Below are 16,103 nucleotides of genomic sequence, written 5' to 3'. Positions count from 1 at the left end.
CCACACGCCGCGAGTCTTGTTCGATTCCTACCTGGCGCCGAGGTCCACGACGGCACCGCCCTGGACGACGGTGCGCGGACGGGACTCGTCGAAAAGCACTGCGGGATCCTCGAACGGGTTTCCGTCCAGGATGAGCGCATCGGCGACCATGCCCGGGGCCAGACGCCCCAGCGTCGGTTCCTGCAGAAGCGCGGCGTTCACGCTGGTAGCCGAGCGCAGCGTCTCAAAGACGCCCGCGGCCTCGATCTGCAGGGCCAGGCCGTTGAGCTGTTCGTCGGCAAGGTCGCCCATCAAGTCCGAGCCGAAGCCCACCGGGATGCCGGCGGCCAAGGCGATCTTGATGGCCTCGCGGCCCGCGGTGAGCACCTCCAGGTTCTTGGCCTTGGAAACCTCCGGCAGGCCGACCTCGTCCCCGCGGCGGTCCATGGCGGCATAGGCGGCCAGCGTGGGAACCAGGTACGCGCCGTGCTCCGCCATCAGGGCGGCCGTGGGCGTATCGAGCAGGTTGCCGTGCTCGATCGAACGCACGCCGTTGCGCACCGAGTGGGCGATGGCCTCCGGGGAATAGGCATGGGCCGCGACGTAGGATCCCCGGCGTGTTGCCTCCGCGACCACCACGGAGATTTCCTCGTCCGAGTACTGCGGGATGGCCAGCGGGTCGGTCAGCGAGACCACGCCGCCGCTGGCCATGATCTTGATGGCGTGGGCTCCGGTGCGCAGGCGTTCGCGCACCGCGATGCGCAGCGGCTCGGGCCCGTCGACGACCTCGCACATGTGGCCGTGGCCGAAGCAGACGTCCACGTCGGCCTCGCGCGGGTCCCCGTGTCCGCCGGTCTGGCTCAGTGCCGGGCCGGTGTAGAAGTAACGCGGGGAGGGTAGCAGCCCGGCCTTGATGGCACTGGCCAGGCCGATGTCGCCGCCGGCCACGTCGCGCACGGTGGTGAAGCCGCGGGACAGGGCCTCGCCCAGGCGCTTGGCCCCTGCGAGCGCGGCGAAGGACAGCGGTCCGCGTTCGTTGCGCATGCCGTCCAGCGAGATGGCGTAGGCGTGGAAGTGGGCGTCGATCAGGCCCGGGATCACGACCTTGCCGCCGGCATCGAGCAGCTCGCCCTCCTCCTGGTCGCCGATGGCCGAGACCAGCCCGCCCTTGAACGTGACGTTGCCGCGGATGAGCTCCGGGTTCTCGCCGTCGAAGACCAGCGCGTTGGTGATGGTCAGGGTGCGGTTCGAAGATTCGGCGCTCATGCGCGGGCTCCGGCCTGCGCGGCCATCCAAGCTTCGATGCCCGCGGCGTCGATGGGCAGCGGGTCGGAGAGGTTCTCGTACCCGTCGGCGGTGATCAGCAGGTCGTCCTCGAGACGCACGCCCATGCCGCGCAGTTCCGGCGGGACCATCTGATCGTGCTTGTGGAAGTAGAGGCCCGGTTCCACGGTGAGGACCATGTTCTCCTGCAGCACGGCGCCCTGGTATTCCTCGTAGGAGGCCGAGGAGCAGTCGTGCACGTCCAGGCCCAGGTGGTGGCCGACTCCGCAGACCAGCCAGCGTCGGTGGTGCTGGCCGGCGGGGGAGAGCGCCTCGTCGACGGAGACCGGGAGCATGCCCCAGTCGCTCAGCCCGTTGGCGATGACCTCCATGATGGAGGTGTGGAAGGCCGTGAAGTCCTTGCCGGGGGCGAGCTCGGCCAGGCCGGCGCGGTGCGCCTTTTCGACCAGGTCGTGGACCTCGCGCTGGGCCGTGGTGAAGCGGCCGTTGGCGGGGAAGGTGCGGGTGACGTCGGCGGTGTAGAAGCTGCTTTCCTCGACGCCCATGTCCAGCAGGAGCAGTTCGGACTCGTGGACCGGCCCGTCGCAGCGCACCCAGTGCAGGGTCGGTGCGTGGTGGCCGGAGCCGATGATGGTGGCGTAGCCCGGTCCGTGGCCGTGGGTGCGGGCCACCCGGTCGAAGGTGCCCTGCAGCCAGCGTTCGCCGCCGCCGGCGATGGCCGTTGGGATCTGGTTGATGACCTGGGAGAAGCCCTCGACGGTGTGGATGACCGAGTTGCGCAGTTCGTTGATTTCCCAGGCGTCCTTGAGCAGGCGCAATTCGCCCAGGGTGCGGCGCAGCGTGGCGGAGGGGTTCAGCCCGTGGGTTGCCACCATGGAGGAATCCAGGTTGCCGGCTGCCTCGGCGCCGGACAGCTTGGACAGCGCCTCGTCGAGGGCGCCGAGCGGGGAGGTGGGCAGGCCCAGGGCCTGTTCCCAGTGCGTTGGGCCGTGTGCGGCGCCAACCCAGAGTTCGCCGTGCGCCGCGCTGGTGAAGAACGCCGGGTCACCGGGCAGTGCGGGAGCCGGGACGAACAGGCGGTAGTCGTGGCCTCCGGGGCGCGGGGTGCCGACCAGCACGGCGCCTTCGGCGTTGCAGTTGGTCAGCCAGAGGAAATCCGAGTGCGGGCGGAAGTCGTAGAAGCAGTCGTTGCTGCGGACCGGTGCCCATCCCGCGGCCACCACAATGGTCGACCCGGGCAGGGCCGCGGAGAGCTTGTTGCGGTGGGCCGCGGCGGCCGCGGCGGCATCCATGCTGGCCGCGGGGGTGCGCTCCGGATCCGCCCAGCCCTGCGCCATCCACTCGGTGAAGGCCGGGACCTCGGCCAGCCGGGGCAGCTTCGGGTCGGCTTTCTTCGGCGCCGGCATGGATGCGGTCTTTTGTTCGGAGGTGTTCACTGCTCGAGGCTTCCTTCGCTGGGTACTGGGACGACCTGGGTCCGGGTAGCCGCCAGGCTCCCGACACAGTCGAAATCAAGCATTGCATGTTTGCGCATCCGGGCACCCCCTGCGCGATGTCGTATTTACGACAGCAGCATGCCCGCGCGGCACGGAAACGCGCGCGGTTCGAACCTGCGCCCGCACCCGAGGATGCGGCACACTAGTACGGGTGAGCCAGAAGCGAATTATTGACACCATTGCCGCCGAACTTTCGGAAGGCACCACCCGCGTTGCCACCTGGCAGGTGAAGGCCGCCGTCGAATTGCTCGATGCCGGTTCCACCGTGCCGTTCATCGCCAGGTACCGCAAGGAAGCCACGGGCACCCTCGACGACGCACAGCTGCGCATGCTTGAAGAGAGGTTGCGCTACCTGCGCGAGCTGGAGGAACGCCGTGCCTCGATCCTGAAGTCCATCCAGGAGGCGGGCAAGCTCACCGCCGAGCTGGAGGCCGCGATCAACGCCGCAACCACCAAGGCAGAGCTTGAAGACCTGTACCTGCCGTACAAGTCCAAGCGCCGCACCCGCGCACAGATCGCCCGCGAAGCAGGGCTCGAACCGCTTGCCGATTCGCTGGTTGCCGACCCCACCCAGGACCCGGAGGCGCTGGCCGCAGGCTTCCTGAATGCGGAGCATGAGATCAATGCGGCGGCAGACGCCCTCTCCGGGGCGCGTGCGATCCTGACCGAACGCGCCTCCCAGGACGCCGTGCTGGTTTCCGAGCTGCGCGAGCGCCTCTGGACCCGCGGCAAGATCGCCTCCAAGACCGCCCCGGGAGTCGCAGCGGCCGACGCCGCAAAGTTCTCCGACTACGAGGACTTCGTCCAGCCGGTCGCCACCCAGCCTTCCCACCGGGTGCTGGCCCTGTTGCGCGGCGAGCGCGACGGCGCGCTGAACCTGGAGCTTGCCGAGGCCGACCCGCGCGACGACGACGCGCTGGCCGAGGCCCGCGCCGGCTACGAGGCAGCAGTCGCCAAGTCGCTGGGCATCAAGGCCGGGGCCGACGGCCCGGCGGGCAAGTGGCTGTCGCAGACCGTGCGCCTGGCCTGGCGCGGGCGCCTGCTGGCACGGCTCGAGTCCGACCTGCGCACCCGCCTCTTCGAGGCCGCCGAGGAAGCCAGCGTGAAGGTGTTCGCCGCGAACCTGCGCGACGTGCTGCTCGCGGCCCCGGCCGGCAACCGCGCAGTGCTGGGCCTGGACCCGGGCCTGCGCACCGGCGTGAAGGTCGCCGTCGTCGATGCCACCGGCAAGGTCGTGGACACCGCCACCATCTACCCGCACGCCCCGGCCAACAAGTGGGACCAGTCTGTCGCAACGCTTGTCGCACTGGCCGCCAAGCACGGCACCGAACTCATCGCCGTGGGCAACGGCACCGCCAGCCGGGAAACCGACAAGCTCGCCGGCGAGGTCATCGCCAAGCTGACCAACAAGCCAGCCAAGGTGATCGTCTCCGAGGCCGGGGCCTCCGTGTACTCGGCCTCCGCGCTGGCCAGCGCCGAGCTGCCGGAGCTTGACGTGTCCATCCGCGGCGCCGTGTCGATCGCCCGCCGCCTGCAGGACCCGCTGGCCGAGCTGGTGAAGATCGAACCCAAGTCGATCGGCGTGGGCCAGTACCAGCACGATTTGACCCCCGCCAAGCTTGACCGCTCGCTGGACGCCGTGGTGGAGGACTGCGTGAACGCCGTGGGCGTGGACGTGAACACCGCCTCCCCGGCGCTGCTGGCCCGCGTGGCCGGCGTCGGCCCGCTGCTGAGCCGCAACATCGTCGACTACCGCAACGCCAACGGACCCTTCGCCACACGCAAGGCCCTGCTGAAGGTGCCGCGCCTGGGCGCCAAGGCGTTCGAGCAGTGCGCCGGCTTCCTGCGCGTCACCGGCGGCAAGCAGCCGCTGGATGCCTCGGCCGTGCACCCGGAGGCCTATGGCCTGGCCGAGGCGCTGCTGGGTGCTGCGACGGCCAAGAACCAGTCGGTGGCCACCCTGAACGCGGCCGACTTCGTCACCGAGCAGTTCGGCCTGCCCACCGTGCAGGACGTCATCTCCGAGCTGGTCCGCCCCGCCCGCGACCCGCGTCCCGACTTCAAGACCGCCAACCTCAAGGAAGGCGTGGAGAAGATCGGCGACCTTCAGGTCGGCATGGTCCTGGAGGGGACGGTTTCCAACGTCGCCGCATTCGGCGCGTTCGTCGACGTGGGGGTGCACCAGGACGGCCTGGTCCACGTCTCGGCGATGAGCAACAAGTTCATTTCCGATCCGCGCGAGGTCGTCACCTCCGGGCAGGTCGTCAAAGTCAAGGTGCTGGAGGTCGATCCCGCGCGCAAGCGCATCTCGCTGACGCTGCGCCTTGACGACGAGCCCGCGGCCAAGCCCGCACGCGGCGGCCAGCGCCCCGAACAGCGTGGCCCGCGCCAGCCACGCGGCGGCGATTCACGCGGGGATTCACGCGGGGATTCACGCGGCGAAAATGCACGGGGCGATCGCGGCACGGGCAACGGTTCCCGCCCGGGAAAGCCGAAGCAGGCCAACGCCACCGGCGGTGCCGGTTCCAACGCCAACACCGCCATGGCCGAGGCGCTGCGCCGGGCCGGCCTGGGCGGCTGAGACACGACCCCGGGCGCCGTTCCCTTGCCGGGCGGATGGCGCTCAGGGTCATCCCCGATTGTGTCCCGGAACCATCCCTGAAATCACCTGTTTCCCGGCATCGGGGCCCCGTGCCGGTGGCACGCTGGAAGGCATGCAACCGCCACTCGCCTCCCAGCCGCACCCCATGTACCAGTCGCCCCTCCCGGGGCAGACACCGAAGCGCAGCGCCCTGCTCTGGGCGCTGCGCTTCGCCTCGCTGTTCCTGGTACTCGAACTCTTCCTGCAGGCCATGCTGGCCGCCCTGTTCGTGGGAGGCAGCGTCGGTTTGCTCTCGCTGCATGGAATCAACGCCTTCTTCATCACCGTTGTCGTATTCCTGTGCATGGTGCTGGGTGCCTGCTACCGCTGGGTCGCCCGCGGGCCGTGGTGGCCCATGCTGCTGGGCGGGCTGTTGTGGCTGGGCCTGTTCATCCAGGAAATCCTTGGCTACACCCGCATTGTCCCGTTGCACATCTTCTGCGGCGTCCTGCTGATCACCCTGTGCACGGTGTACTGCCTGGCCTTGTTCAGGCACGTGCACGCACCGCGTCCGTGCCGCGCCGCAGCAGGTGCCCGGGCATGAACGACGGCGACAACACACTGACACTGACCGCGGCCGGGCCCGGGCGAAGGACCGTGCTGGCCGCGGGGCTGGCCGTAAGTTTGGCCTGGGCCGGGGTGCTGGCCGGGTGCGGGAACCTGTTCGCGCGCAAGGAAGCGGTCTCGGCCCGCACCGGCACGGTGCTGCCCAGTGCCATCACGCTCCCTGAACCCTTCGCCGTCCGGCTCCCCACGGTGCCGGTCCTCAAGCCCGTGCGCAGGGACGCGGACACCGACTACTACGAGCTCGCCCAAAAGGTCGCCACGGCCGAGATCATCCCCGGCACGCGGACCGCCATCTGGGGCTACCACGGCATCTTTCCCGGCCCCACCCTTGAGGCGCGCTCCGGGCGCGCGGCCGAGGTGCGCGTCCGCAACGAACTTCCGGTGCCGACCTCCATGCACCTGCACGGGGGAGTGGTCGAACCCGGCTCCGATGGCTACCCGACCGACCTGGTGGTGCCCGAGGGCTACGCCAAGCGGGTTGATGCCTCCATGGTGCGGATGCACGCCAGGGCAGCGGGCCGCGGAAACGCCGTGCACGCACACCAACCGGTGCCGGAGGCGCCGGACCCGGGCATCTGGACGCTGCACGAAGGCGAAAAAACCTACAAGTACGCGTTCGGACAGCGTGCGGCAACCCTCTGGTACCACGACCACCGCATGGACTTCTCCGCCCCTCAGGTGTGGAAGGGCCTGGCCGGCTCCGCCATTGTCCGCGACGCCGAAGAGGAAGCACTTGGCCTGCCCGCCGGGGACCGGGAACTCTCGCTGATGGTCTGTGACAGGTCCTTCGACGCCGAAGGCCAGTTCCTCTACCCCGCGCTGGACCCCGAACTCAGCGACCCGGCCGGGGTCGAACCGAAGTACATGGACGGGGTGCTGGGGGATGTCATCCTGGTCAACGGTGCCCCGTGGCCGGTGAAGCACGTCGGTACCGGACGCTACCGGCTGCGGATCCTCAACGCCTCCAACGCCCGCCCCTACAACCTCGAACTCACCGGCCCCGACGGCCAGGTCCCGTTCACCATGATCGGCAGCGACGGAGGGCTGCTTCCGGCACCCCAGCGCCTCGAGTCGGTTCCCATGTCACCGGGGGAACGCTTCGACGTGGTCGTCGACTTTTCCCGCCTTTCGCCGGGCGACGAGGTGGTGCTGGGCAACACCCTGGGGGAGAGAAACACCGGATTGGTCATGAAATTCCTGGTGGACAAGGCAGTCGATCCCGGGCCGGCGGTCCCGGCGGTGCTCTCGGCCGGCTACGAGGCGCTGGAGCGCGGGAAGGCGCTGCAGGTGCGCCAATTCGACTTCAGGCTCGCACCAGGGGACGTGTGGACCATCAACGGCCAACCCTTCGACCCGGGAGCCTTGCTGGCCTCAGCGAGGCTGGGCACCGTGGAATTGTGGCGGTTCACCAGCGATTTCAACCACCCCGTCCACACCCACCTGGCGCACTTCCAGGTGATCTCGCGCGACGGGCGCCGTCCCGGCCCGGCGGACGCAGGATGGAAGGACACCGTGAACGTCACCCCGTACGGGGTCGTCGAGGTTCTGGTCCGCTTCACCGGGTTCCGCGGGAAGTACATGCTGCACTGCCACAACCTCGAGCACGAGGACATGGCCATGATGGCAAACTTCACCGTGGTGTGAGCCCAGAGCGCCGGGTCGCGTAGCGTTGACGGGGTAAACCGACGAAGTACACGCACAAGGGATGACACCGTTTTGGATGGCTGGACATTGACCGAATTGATCACGACCGTTTTCATGCTGCTGCTCATGGTCGGGTTGGGTTGGTCCATGAAGGCCGCGGCGACAGGGCAGATCAAGCGCAACTCCTGGATCGGCATTCGCACGGCAGCCACCATGCACTGCGACCAGTGCTGGCTGCTGGGGCACCACGCAGCGGCCCACAAGGGCATGTTGGGGGTTGTCGCGGCAGGCGTGGTCATGGCCCTGGGCAGCGTGGCTGCGCTCATCCCGGCGATGCCCGGGTTCCTGTACCCGGCCTCGCTGCTGCTCGGGTGCGTGCTGCTGCTCTCCGGTGTGCTGCTGGGTGCGAAGGATGCACGTTGGGCCACCTCCAAGATCCACGCGGGTGAGCAGAAGTCCCCAGCCTGAGCGAGGACCGGAATGCCGACCTTATCTGCAGCGTCCTGAAGAGTCTCTTTGCCAGGGCCGTGCGGCCAGGGACGCGACCCGGCACATTGCACCCGGAAGCCTGCACAGGCTGGAGTCCGTGGCAAGGTGAGCATCACCTTGCCACGGTGCCTGAGAGCTTAAACATGTGCCATATTTCTCTCCCGGTAAGTACGGCCATACTTCGGTGACAAGGTACGAAACAACCCGTAGCGTGGTCAGCATGGAACTTACAGGAAAGCTTGCAGACGCATTCAACGACCAGATCACCCTCGAACTTCAGGCGGCCACGGTATACCGCCAGCTTGCCATCGAGATGGATGTGCTGAGCCTGCCCGGCATCGCCGGTTGGTTCCGCGCCCAGGCAGCCGAAGAGCTTGAGCACGCCGAAAAGTTCACCACCCACATGGTTGATCGCGCAGCCCACCCCCGCATCGGCACCCTGAGTGCACCCGAGGTTTCCGTTGAAACCGTTCAGGACGCATTCGTTGCATCGTTGGCGCACGAAAAGAAGGTCTCCGAATCCATCCGCGATCTGTACCGATTGGCGCAGAACGAGGGAGACATCGACTCGGTGCCGCTGCTGAACTGGTTCATCGAAGAGCAGGTTGAAGAGGAAGCCACCGTTGGCGGCATCCTCGACCGCGTGAAGATGATCAGCAACGAAGGCAACGGCTTGCTGCGACTGGATGCAGAATTGGCGACCCGCCAGGCATAACGCACCAGTCATATCACCGCACGCGGGATGGCTCGGGCACAATCTTGCTCCGGAAGACCTAACCGGCCCCGGCATCTGAGCACCAGGACTCGGAGCGACTGATGAGTGAAGCAGCAGCCCCGTTGAATCCGGTAATCGGAGATTGCCTTGATGGTTGGGGACTCGAAGAACGCGGTCGGCAAGCCTGAACCCCATACTCGAAGACCTCCGCGTCGCTGGAATGCACGATCGCCACCGGATCATGGGTGCTTGGGGGATGCATGAGCCGGTCCCGTTGGGGACATTGGAACGGCGTGCGGCCAATCCATTGGAAAACACAAAGATCTAAGTAAAAGTACGGCTTGATTCCATGTCCCCAAGTGGGTGTGACAAAGGCCCCCGGTCGCTGACTGGGGGCCTTTGCCATGTGTGCAATAACATGTAGGTACGTACACGTAGCTTTCGGGCATTTTCGCGTGTTCCCGCCAGTGCCGCGGATCCCGGCGCCACCCAAATTTTCCAATTCACCCAGTGAGGTCATCAGAACGTGTTTCACGTATGTGCAATCCTCACCGCGAAAGAAAGCACCCCATGTGTTGCCCGAATTGCGGGTAATCCATGAAAAAAATCGATTTCGCGCGCACCAACCCGATCCCCATTCAGGTTGTCGTTGCCGGTCCTACGCATCGAACGACGACGGAGCTCAAGCTTCGCAAGGGGGCCGGGCGGCACTACGCCACACAATGCATGTTGGCCGAGGGATCGGAAGTCTATCTACTGCGTATCAGCGGTCTGTGGGCCAGCGTGCAACACCATCAGACCTTCGGTTGGCTGCCGGCTCAATGCCTGGAACGTCTTTCCGTCGGGCAACCGGCGAAACCGCCGGTTGCCCGTGCGTTAAAAGCCGCCCCCGTGATTACCCAAGGCTTCACCCCGCGCAGTGCGGCAAGTCCGGCTGAGCCCGTGGATGACGATTTTATCCCCACGCATCGCAGCACCGCGGACCTGAACCTGCGCAAGGGTTCCGGAACCAACTATCCGGTGTTGCGGGTGCTGGCTGCCGACGTGCTCATCCGCAAGCTTGACGAGGCCGGAACCTGGACCAAGATTTCCACTGGGCAAGACACCGGATGGGTTCCCAGCGCATACCTTGAACAAGTCAAGATCCAGCGCCCCGCCACCGGAATCCAGCCCCTTGCCCCCGTCGAATTCACGACAACGGTCCGTCTAAATGTGAGGACGGGAGTGGGCGATCAGTATCCCGTCATGCGAATCCTGCAGGCTGGAACCGCGGTCCGCGTGAACGGGTCTCTGGGTGCTTGGCGCAGGATCGTCATTGACCAGGATCACGGCTGGGTCCCCGCCAGCCAGCTGCAGCCCCGGTACCTCTCCTCAACCACTCCCGTGACCGCCGTGCAAACGACCCTGTATCAGGGCGCCTCGGCCAACTACCGCGCCCTGACACAGATCAATGCCGGGGAAGAACTACTTGCTATTGCCAATCGAGGGCAATGGACCAAAGTTCAGTACGGACGTTTCGACGGTTGGGTAAATACCGCCCACCTGCGTTAGAAACGCCGTAAAAAAGGGTTCTTCCCTGCTCGGTAATCACTTCTTGCATAAGGTAAAGAAGGATGCGATTAATCGCGTCAAAGATACCGGCAGCATTTTGGGTCCACAAGTGGGCCCAAAACTCTTGAGGGGGAGACCACTAGTGAAGACCGCACCGCGATATTTACGTGCGCTATTTTCCGGGGCAATTGCCGCCTCGTTGGCGTTCAGCACACTACCGGCCACGGCGATGGCGCCGATGGATACCGAGAGCGAAGCCCAGACTCGAACGCCGGCTTTCGTGCTGCCACTCAAGGCCGAAAAATATCGGATGACCTCGCCCATGGGGCCGCGTTGCATCCCGGTGGTCGGTGGATCAACATTCCACCTGGGTCAGGACATGGGTGCAAGTGACAACGAACCGATTTATGCCATCGCCGCCGGCAAGGTTCGCTCGATCGTAAAGGGCACCAACTCCAAGACCGGCATCATCGTTGTCGAACACTATATAGACGGTGCCAAGTATGAATTCGCCTACATGCACATGTGGCCCGAAGACGTCATGGTCGAGGTCGGCGACAAGGTCAAGGCTGGAGAAAAAATCGCCAGGGTAGGTGCCTCGGGGCCTGCAACGGGCCCCCACCTGCATCTGGAGATCTGGAAGGACAGGTTCTATTCTTCCGACGCCAATGTGGTTGATCCCGTCGCGTTCCTCAAGAAGCGCGGCGTGGATCTGAAGGCCAATGCCCAGGCGAACTTCGGCGAATACGACAGGAATTGCACCTATTTCGCGCGGGGCAAGACAGAAGTGTTTGCCTCCGCCTCCGCCGCTTCGAAGGTCTTGGGTCGTCCGGGACGAAACACCGAGGTCAGCAGCAAACCCGGTGCGATCAACGGGTTGCGCAATGGCGACTTCGTCAAGGTCAAGTACGGCTCGCTTTCCGGGTGGATGGACCGCTTTGCCGTCTCACCCGGAAAGCTTGCGGAAGCTCCCGTCGGATCGCTGACAACCGCCGGGACAGTGACCAACGGCGTAAAAATCCCGTTTGCGACCTACAGGAACTCCGGCGTGGTGAACATGCGTTCGGGTGCGGCCAGCTGGTACTCAAGGATCACGACCCTGCCCGCAGGCTCAACCTTCAAGGCGTATGAAAGCGCGAGTGGCTGGACTCGTGTGAAACACGGGAGCAACGAAGGATGGGTTTCGTCCGCGCTCATCAGCAAGATCTCAAACATTGATCCTGCGACGGTGGCAACGAGCCATCAAGTGGCCAGCGACCTGAAGCTCCGCAGCGGAGCCGGGTACACCTACAAGGAGACCGACGCGCTCAAACGCGGAACAAAGGTGAGCATCCGCCGTACCGTAGGCTCTTGGTCCCAGGTCCAGGCCGGGAAGCTCTCCGGGTGGCTCCGGACTGCGGACCTAAAGAAGATCAGTTCCGCCGCACGGCCTTCGACCGAAAAGCCACCGGCCGCGAGCAAGCCAGCGCCCTCCAAGCCGAAGCCGCCGGCAGTGACGTCCCTGAAAAAGAAGTCCTACACGACGAAGGCGAAGGTCACGCTACGGAAGTCTTCAAATTCCAAGTCGGCATCGGTTCGCAGCATCTCGGCGAAAAAGAAGGTCACCGTAAACGCGAAGAGTGGCTCGTGGTTGCGGGTGAGCTATGCGGGCAAGACCGGGTGGGTTCCGGCGAAACAACTGTCCGTGTACAAGGCGCCGGCCAAGACGAAAAAAACCAAGAGCGGCCTGCATCTGCGTAAGTCGCCCTCGACGTCCAGCAAATCGATTCGTGTGATTCCCAAGGGCAAAAAGGTGACGGTCAAGGCCACCAAGGGTTCTTGGTCACAGGTCCGTTACTCCGGCAAGACCGGGTGGGTCAAGAAGAAGTACCTGAAATAAGCTGAATCATCGCCAAAGGCGTGAGGATGTGAAAACGCCAATGGGCGGTGTAATCAAACGATTGTTTGATTACACCGCCCATTGCAATTCCGACATCTCAGTGGCGGCTATGCGGACGTTGCCGGTGGTGCAACCACGGGCACGGGCACGGGCAGCCCTGTAGTTGCCTGCCTGGACTCGTTCGACGTGTCTCCCGCAGTGTCGGTGTTGGCCTCGACTTCGGGGTTCAACGCGGCTTCCGTCGGCGTCAAGCCATGAGCGGCGGGCAATTCCCCTTCCGCCGGATCATCGGCGTCGTCTTGAGCTTTGGCCGACAGGTCACGGCCCGCCCAGATCTTGGCGATCGACCAAGCCACCGCAGTCAACGGAACGGCCAGCACAGCGCCTACCAGGCCGCCCAGCACGGTTCCGGCAGCCAATGCCAGTAGGATGACGAGCGCATGCAGGTTCAGTGCGTGGGCCATGACCACGGGCTGCAGGAAATTGCCCTCAAGCTGCTGGATCAGGATCACGGCACCGACCACGATGAGAGCGACGACCGGGCCGTTGGTGACCAAGGCGACCAACGTGGCGAGGACTCCGGCAAAGGTGGCCCCGACCATCGGGATGAATGAGGCCATGAACGTGACCACGCCGAGCGGGATCGCCAACGGCACCTTGAGAATCAACAACGCAACGGTAATGCAGATGGCATCGACGGCGGCGATGGTTGCCGTTCCACGCATGTACCCGCCGAGGGTTTCCACGGTGCGCTCACCCGAGGCCTGCCACCTGTGTATTTGGTGCCGGGGCATCCACGAAATGAAAAACGCCCAGATCTTGTCTCCGTCCTTGAGGAAGAAGAACAAGATCACCAACAGCAATACGAGCCCGGTGAGGAAGTTCCCGGCCGCGGAGATGCCGTTGAGTGCTCCGGCGCCAAACTGTGAGCTCGTGAGGAATCCTGTGACCTGTTTGATTGCCTGGTCGATTTGCTCTTGGGAAATTGTCCACGGCAACTGGTCCAGCATGCCTTGTGCCTTGTTGAAGCCTTCAACTCCCTTGGCCACCAAGGTGGGCCATTCGGCCAGCACCGCGTACACCAGCGCGGTGCCGATTCCCCCAAGGACCAGAAGGGAACCCAAGAAGACGCTCCAAGCGGCCAACAATGAAGACATGTGTTTGCGCAGCAATCGAACCAGGGGCCACAGTGCGCTGGAAATGATCAGGGCCAGCAGCACGGGCAGCGCGATGAGGCTCAGGCGCAGCAAGCAGAAGATGACGGCGGCGGCCAGGCTGACAACGACAAGGATCTGGATGGCACGTATGGCCGAACGTCCCAAACCATCGGTCCACAGGCCTGAGACCGTGTAATGCGGCGGTTCCACAACCGCGCTTGGTACGAATGGCGTTTCGTGCGTTTCCGGGCTCGGGCCCTTCCTCCGCTTTCGCTTCACTGACATATGGTGACTCCTTGCGATGGGCAATACCACCACTCTATGCAGTAATTGGGGTCCAGTGTATTTTGCAATGGATGGCGGACAACGAGTGCAGGCCAATGAAAGAATTGTAAGAATCGCGTTTTCGCGGAAAAGAACAGATTAGTGAATTGTCCATGGGGATCTTGGAGAAGGGGGCACCCCGCGCCGAAGCTTGGCATTTCGAATTTGCCGGGCGATGATCCCCGGAAAGTCTGTCATTAATCGTTGAGCGGCAGCTGATCTACTGCACTTGACGTGGGGCAGGTCGTAAGCTGAACACATGAAGAAGATCGGTCTGGCCGCCGCCTTGGGTGCCGCTTTGCTCTTGTCCGCCTGCGCTGCCGACCCCGCCGAACAACCGAATCCGGTGGGCACCTGGGGTGTGACGGAACAGGGAAAGCCGCAGCTTGTCCTGGAAGAAGGCGGCACCCTGCACGGCACAGACGGCTGCAACCGTTTGGTTGGAACCTGGGAAGAAACCGACGGAAAGGTCATATTTGGCCCGCTGGCCGGAACCCGGATGTTCTGTGAGGGCGTGGATACCTGGCTCTCCGATGCAACATCCGCAAAAATCGTTTCGGGGTCGCTGGAAATCTTCAACGCCAAGGACGCTGCCATCGGCACGCTCAAGCATTCCGAATAGGCGCGGACCGAAACCGAGCCGACTTGAGCGGGCCCACCCGCGGTCTTGAAGCCGCGGGTGGGCCCGCTTGCCGTTTCCCGGCGCATTCCAGCCCCGGTACGCCGGGTGGCTGCCTCCCTGGAATTTCAGGGAGGCCCTTAAAAGGCCTTGGCCGTATAGGTCCCGTAACGGGTCCCACACGGCCAAGGCATGTGTAGCTACGAAATTAGTCGGCTACGTAGAACAGGCGCTTGTTGACGAACTCTTCCATGCCCAGCGGGCCGAGCTCGCGGCCGAAGCCCGAACGCTTGACGCCGCCGAAAGGCATGTCTGCGCCCTCGGCCGCCGGGATGTTGACGTTGGCCATGCCGGTCTGTAGGCCTGCTGCAACCTTGGCTGCACGGGCCGGATCGGTGGAGAAGACTGCGCCGCCGAGGCCGTACTGGGTGTCGTTGGCCAGCTCGAGTGCTTCCTCGTCCGAGGACACCTTGTAGACAACTGCAACCGGGCCGAAGAGCTCTTCGTAGTAGGCCCGCATGTCCTTGGTGATGCCCGAGAGGATGGTCGGGGACAGGAACGCGCCCGGGCCCTCATGCAGCACGCCGCCGGCGTGCAGGGTTGCACCCTTGTCGATGGCGTCCTGAACCTGCGCGGCAAGACCCTCGGCCGCGCCGCGGGTGGAGAGCGGGCCGAAGGTGCCTTCTTCTTCCTTGGCGGGATCGCCCGGGACCAGACCGTCGGCCAGCTTGGTCAGTTCGGCCACGAAGTCATCGAAGATGTCTTCCATGATGATCATGCGCTTGTTGGAGTTGCAGGCCTGGCCGGTGTTCTCCATGCGGGTGCCCCAGGCAATCGCGGCGTCCTTCTGGATGTCGGCCGAATCGAGGATCACGTACGGATCGGAGCCGCCGAGTTCCAGGACCGCCTTCTTCAGGTTGCGTCCCGCCTGCTCGCCGATGATGGCGCCGGCACGCTCGGAGCCGGTCAGGGAAACACCCTGGATGCGGTCATCGGCAATGATCGTGGAGATCTGCTCGTGGCTGGCGAAGACGTTGTTGTACACGCCGGCCGGAACCCCTGCATCATCCATGATCTTCTGGATGGCCAGTGCCGAACGCGGGCAGGTTTCGGCGTGCTTGAGCACGATGGTGTTGCCGAGCACCAGGTTCGGGGCCGCGAAGCGGGCAACCTGGTAGTACGGGTAGTTCCACGGCATGATGCCCAGCAGCGGGCCGACCGGGAGGCGTTCGATGACGGCCTTGCCGCCGCCGATCGCCTTGATTTCCTGGTTGGCGGCGAGGGACGGGCCCTCGGTTGCGAAGTAGTCGAAGATGTCCTTGCAGAATTCTGCCTCACCCTTGGACTGCGAGAGCTGCTTGCCCATTTCCTCGGTGATGATGGCCGCAAGTTCGTCGGCTCGTTCTGCGAAGAGCTCACCCACGCGGGCAACGATCTTTGCGCGCTCGTTGATGTCGACGTTCTTCCAGGACTGGTAGCCGGATTCGGCCGCGGCAATTGCGTCCTGGATCTCGGCTTCGGTTGCGGTTGCGAATTCTTCAACCACGGCACCGGTGGCGGGGTTGATAACTCGGTAGCCTGGGGCTGTCGTCGTCTGGGCGTTGGCGGTCACTGCCATGCTCCTTCTATAGTCACTGGGCGGCGGAAATCTATGTTGCTCGCCACGTAGGGTTCCATCATGTCTTGAAAACCGCGATTTGTGAACCCCATCACGGGTCGCATATGAGCATATCTGCAGTCAATGAATTCAGCTACTTC

At 64.5% G+C, this 16,103-nt stretch carries 13 protein-coding genes; 8 read left to right on the top strand and 5 right to left on the bottom strand.

From position 1 onward, the window contains the following. Positions 1 to 27: 27 nt before the first annotated feature. Both JOF47_RS14240 and JOF47_RS14235 read right to left on the bottom strand, forming a co-directional pair. Entirely contained in the window at positions 28 to 1,245 is a 1,218-nt protein-coding gene (locus JOF47_RS14240) for a metal-dependent hydrolase family protein (RefSeq protein ID WP_209999587.1), read from the bottom strand. Next, positions 1,242 to 2,699, bottom strand: coding sequence for an aminopeptidase P family protein (locus JOF47_RS14235; RefSeq protein WP_342592795.1), 1,458 nt, complete (start codon positions 2,697 to 2,699; stop codon positions 1,242 to 1,244). Before JOF47_RS14235 ends, JOF47_RS14240 begins: the two co-directional genes overlap by 4 nt. 211 nt (positions 2,700 to 2,910) lie before the next feature. On the opposite strand from JOF47_RS14235, the gene JOF47_RS14230 reads away from it, so the two are divergent. From JOF47_RS14230 to JOF47_RS14205, 6 genes are all read left to right on the top strand, one after another. Next, positions 2,911 to 5,340 (top strand): Tex family protein, encoded by a 2,430-nt coding sequence (locus JOF47_RS14230; RefSeq protein WP_209999586.1) that lies wholly within the window; start codon positions 2,911 to 2,913, stop codon positions 5,338 to 5,340. A gap of 133 nt (positions 5,341 to 5,473) precedes the next feature. After that, positions 5,474 to 5,944, top strand: coding sequence for a hypothetical protein (locus JOF47_RS14225; RefSeq protein WP_209999585.1), 471 nt, complete (start codon positions 5,474 to 5,476; stop codon positions 5,942 to 5,944). Next, positions 5,941 to 7,611 (top strand): multicopper oxidase family protein, encoded by a 1,671-nt coding sequence (locus JOF47_RS14220; RefSeq protein WP_209999584.1) that lies wholly within the window; start codon positions 5,941 to 5,943, stop codon positions 7,609 to 7,611. Before JOF47_RS14225 ends, JOF47_RS14220 begins: the two co-directional genes overlap by 4 nt. Before the next feature lie 96 nt (positions 7,612 to 7,707). Continuing rightward, positions 7,708 to 8,079: an SdpI family protein gene (locus JOF47_RS14215; RefSeq protein WP_209999582.1), complete on the top strand. Its 372-nt coding sequence runs from the start codon at positions 7,708 to 7,710 to the stop codon at positions 8,077 to 8,079. Between the two features lie 241 nt (positions 8,080 to 8,320). Then, positions 8,321 to 8,815 (top strand): ferritin, encoded by a 495-nt coding sequence (locus JOF47_RS14210; RefSeq protein WP_209999580.1) that lies wholly within the window; start codon positions 8,321 to 8,323, stop codon positions 8,813 to 8,815. Positions 8,816 to 9,412: 597 nt separating this feature from the next. Next, positions 9,413 to 10,366 carry an SH3 domain-containing protein gene (locus tag JOF47_RS14205; RefSeq protein WP_209999579.1) on the top strand — a complete coding sequence of 318 codons (954 nt, stop codon included), beginning with the start codon at positions 9,413 to 9,415 and terminating at the stop codon, positions 10,364 to 10,366. A 36-nt stretch (positions 10,367 to 10,402) separates the two neighbouring features. Here JOF47_RS14205 and JOF47_RS14200 read toward each other — a convergent pair whose 3' ends face one another. Continuing rightward, complete coding sequence (locus JOF47_RS14200; RefSeq protein ID WP_209999577.1) at positions 10,403 to 10,690, bottom strand: hypothetical protein; 288 nt, start codon at positions 10,688 to 10,690, stop codon at positions 10,403 to 10,405. Here JOF47_RS14200 and JOF47_RS14195 point away from each other — a divergent pair. Continuing rightward, positions 10,596 to 12,245 (top strand): SH3 domain-containing protein, encoded by a 1,650-nt coding sequence (locus JOF47_RS14195; protein WP_342592859.1) that lies wholly within the window; start codon positions 10,596 to 10,598, stop codon positions 12,243 to 12,245. The genes JOF47_RS14200 and JOF47_RS14195 overlap by 95 nt on opposite strands. A gap of 107 nt (positions 12,246 to 12,352) precedes the next feature. Here the strand turns inward: JOF47_RS14195 and JOF47_RS14190 are convergent, their stop codons facing one another. Further along, a complete protein-coding gene (locus JOF47_RS14190; RefSeq protein ID WP_342592794.1) occupies positions 12,353 to 13,612 on the bottom strand; it encodes an AI-2E family transporter in 1,260 nt (419 codons plus the stop codon). 373 nt (positions 13,613 to 13,985) lie between these two features. Between JOF47_RS14190 and JOF47_RS14185 the strand changes: the two genes are divergently transcribed. Beyond that, positions 13,986 to 14,348, top strand: coding sequence for an META domain-containing protein (locus JOF47_RS14185; RefSeq protein WP_209999574.1), 363 nt, complete (start codon positions 13,986 to 13,988; stop codon positions 14,346 to 14,348). Between the two features lie 205 nt (positions 14,349 to 14,553). Here JOF47_RS14185 and JOF47_RS14180 read toward each other — a convergent pair whose 3' ends face one another. Beyond that, positions 14,554 to 15,963 (bottom strand): NAD-dependent succinate-semialdehyde dehydrogenase, encoded by a 1,410-nt coding sequence (locus JOF47_RS14180; RefSeq protein ID WP_209999573.1) that lies wholly within the window; start codon positions 15,961 to 15,963, stop codon positions 14,554 to 14,556. Between the last annotated feature and the right edge of the window lie 140 nt (positions 15,964 to 16,103).

Source organism: Paeniglutamicibacter kerguelensis (assembly GCF_017876535.1).
Lineage (GTDB): Bacteria > Actinomycetota > Actinomycetes > Actinomycetales > Micrococcaceae > Paeniglutamicibacter > Paeniglutamicibacter kerguelensis.
The sequence above is the reverse complement of the archived record's forward strand: the minus strand, read 5'-3'. Positions and strand labels throughout refer to the sequence as shown.

Coding starts and splice junctions, on each gene's coding strand:
- JOF47_RS14180 (WP_209999573.1), bottom strand. CDS start 15,963: ATGGCAGTGACCGCCAACGCCCAGACGACGACAGCCCCAGGCTACCGA.
- JOF47_RS14205 (WP_209999579.1), top strand. CDS start 9,413: ATGAAAAAAATCGATTTCGCGCGCACCAACCCGATCCCCATTCAGGTT.
- JOF47_RS14200 (WP_209999577.1), bottom strand. CDS start 10,690: ATGGGCGAGGTCATCCGATATTTTTCGGCCTTGAGTGGCAGCACGAAA.
- JOF47_RS14220 (WP_209999584.1), top strand. CDS start 5,941: ATGAACGACGGCGACAACACACTGACACTGACCGCGGCCGGGCCCGGG.
- JOF47_RS14240 (WP_209999587.1), bottom strand. CDS start 1,245: ATGAGCGCCGAATCTTCGAACCGCACCCTGACCATCACCAACGCGCTG.
- JOF47_RS14225 (WP_209999585.1), top strand. CDS start 5,474: ATGCAACCGCCACTCGCCTCCCAGCCGCACCCCATGTACCAGTCGCCC.
- JOF47_RS14210 (WP_209999580.1), top strand. CDS start 8,321: ATGGAACTTACAGGAAAGCTTGCAGACGCATTCAACGACCAGATCACC.
- JOF47_RS14185 (WP_209999574.1), top strand. CDS start 13,986: ATGAAGAAGATCGGTCTGGCCGCCGCCTTGGGTGCCGCTTTGCTCTTG.
- JOF47_RS14195 (WP_342592859.1), top strand. CDS start 10,596: ATGGCGCCGATGGATACCGAGAGCGAAGCCCAGACTCGAACGCCGGCT.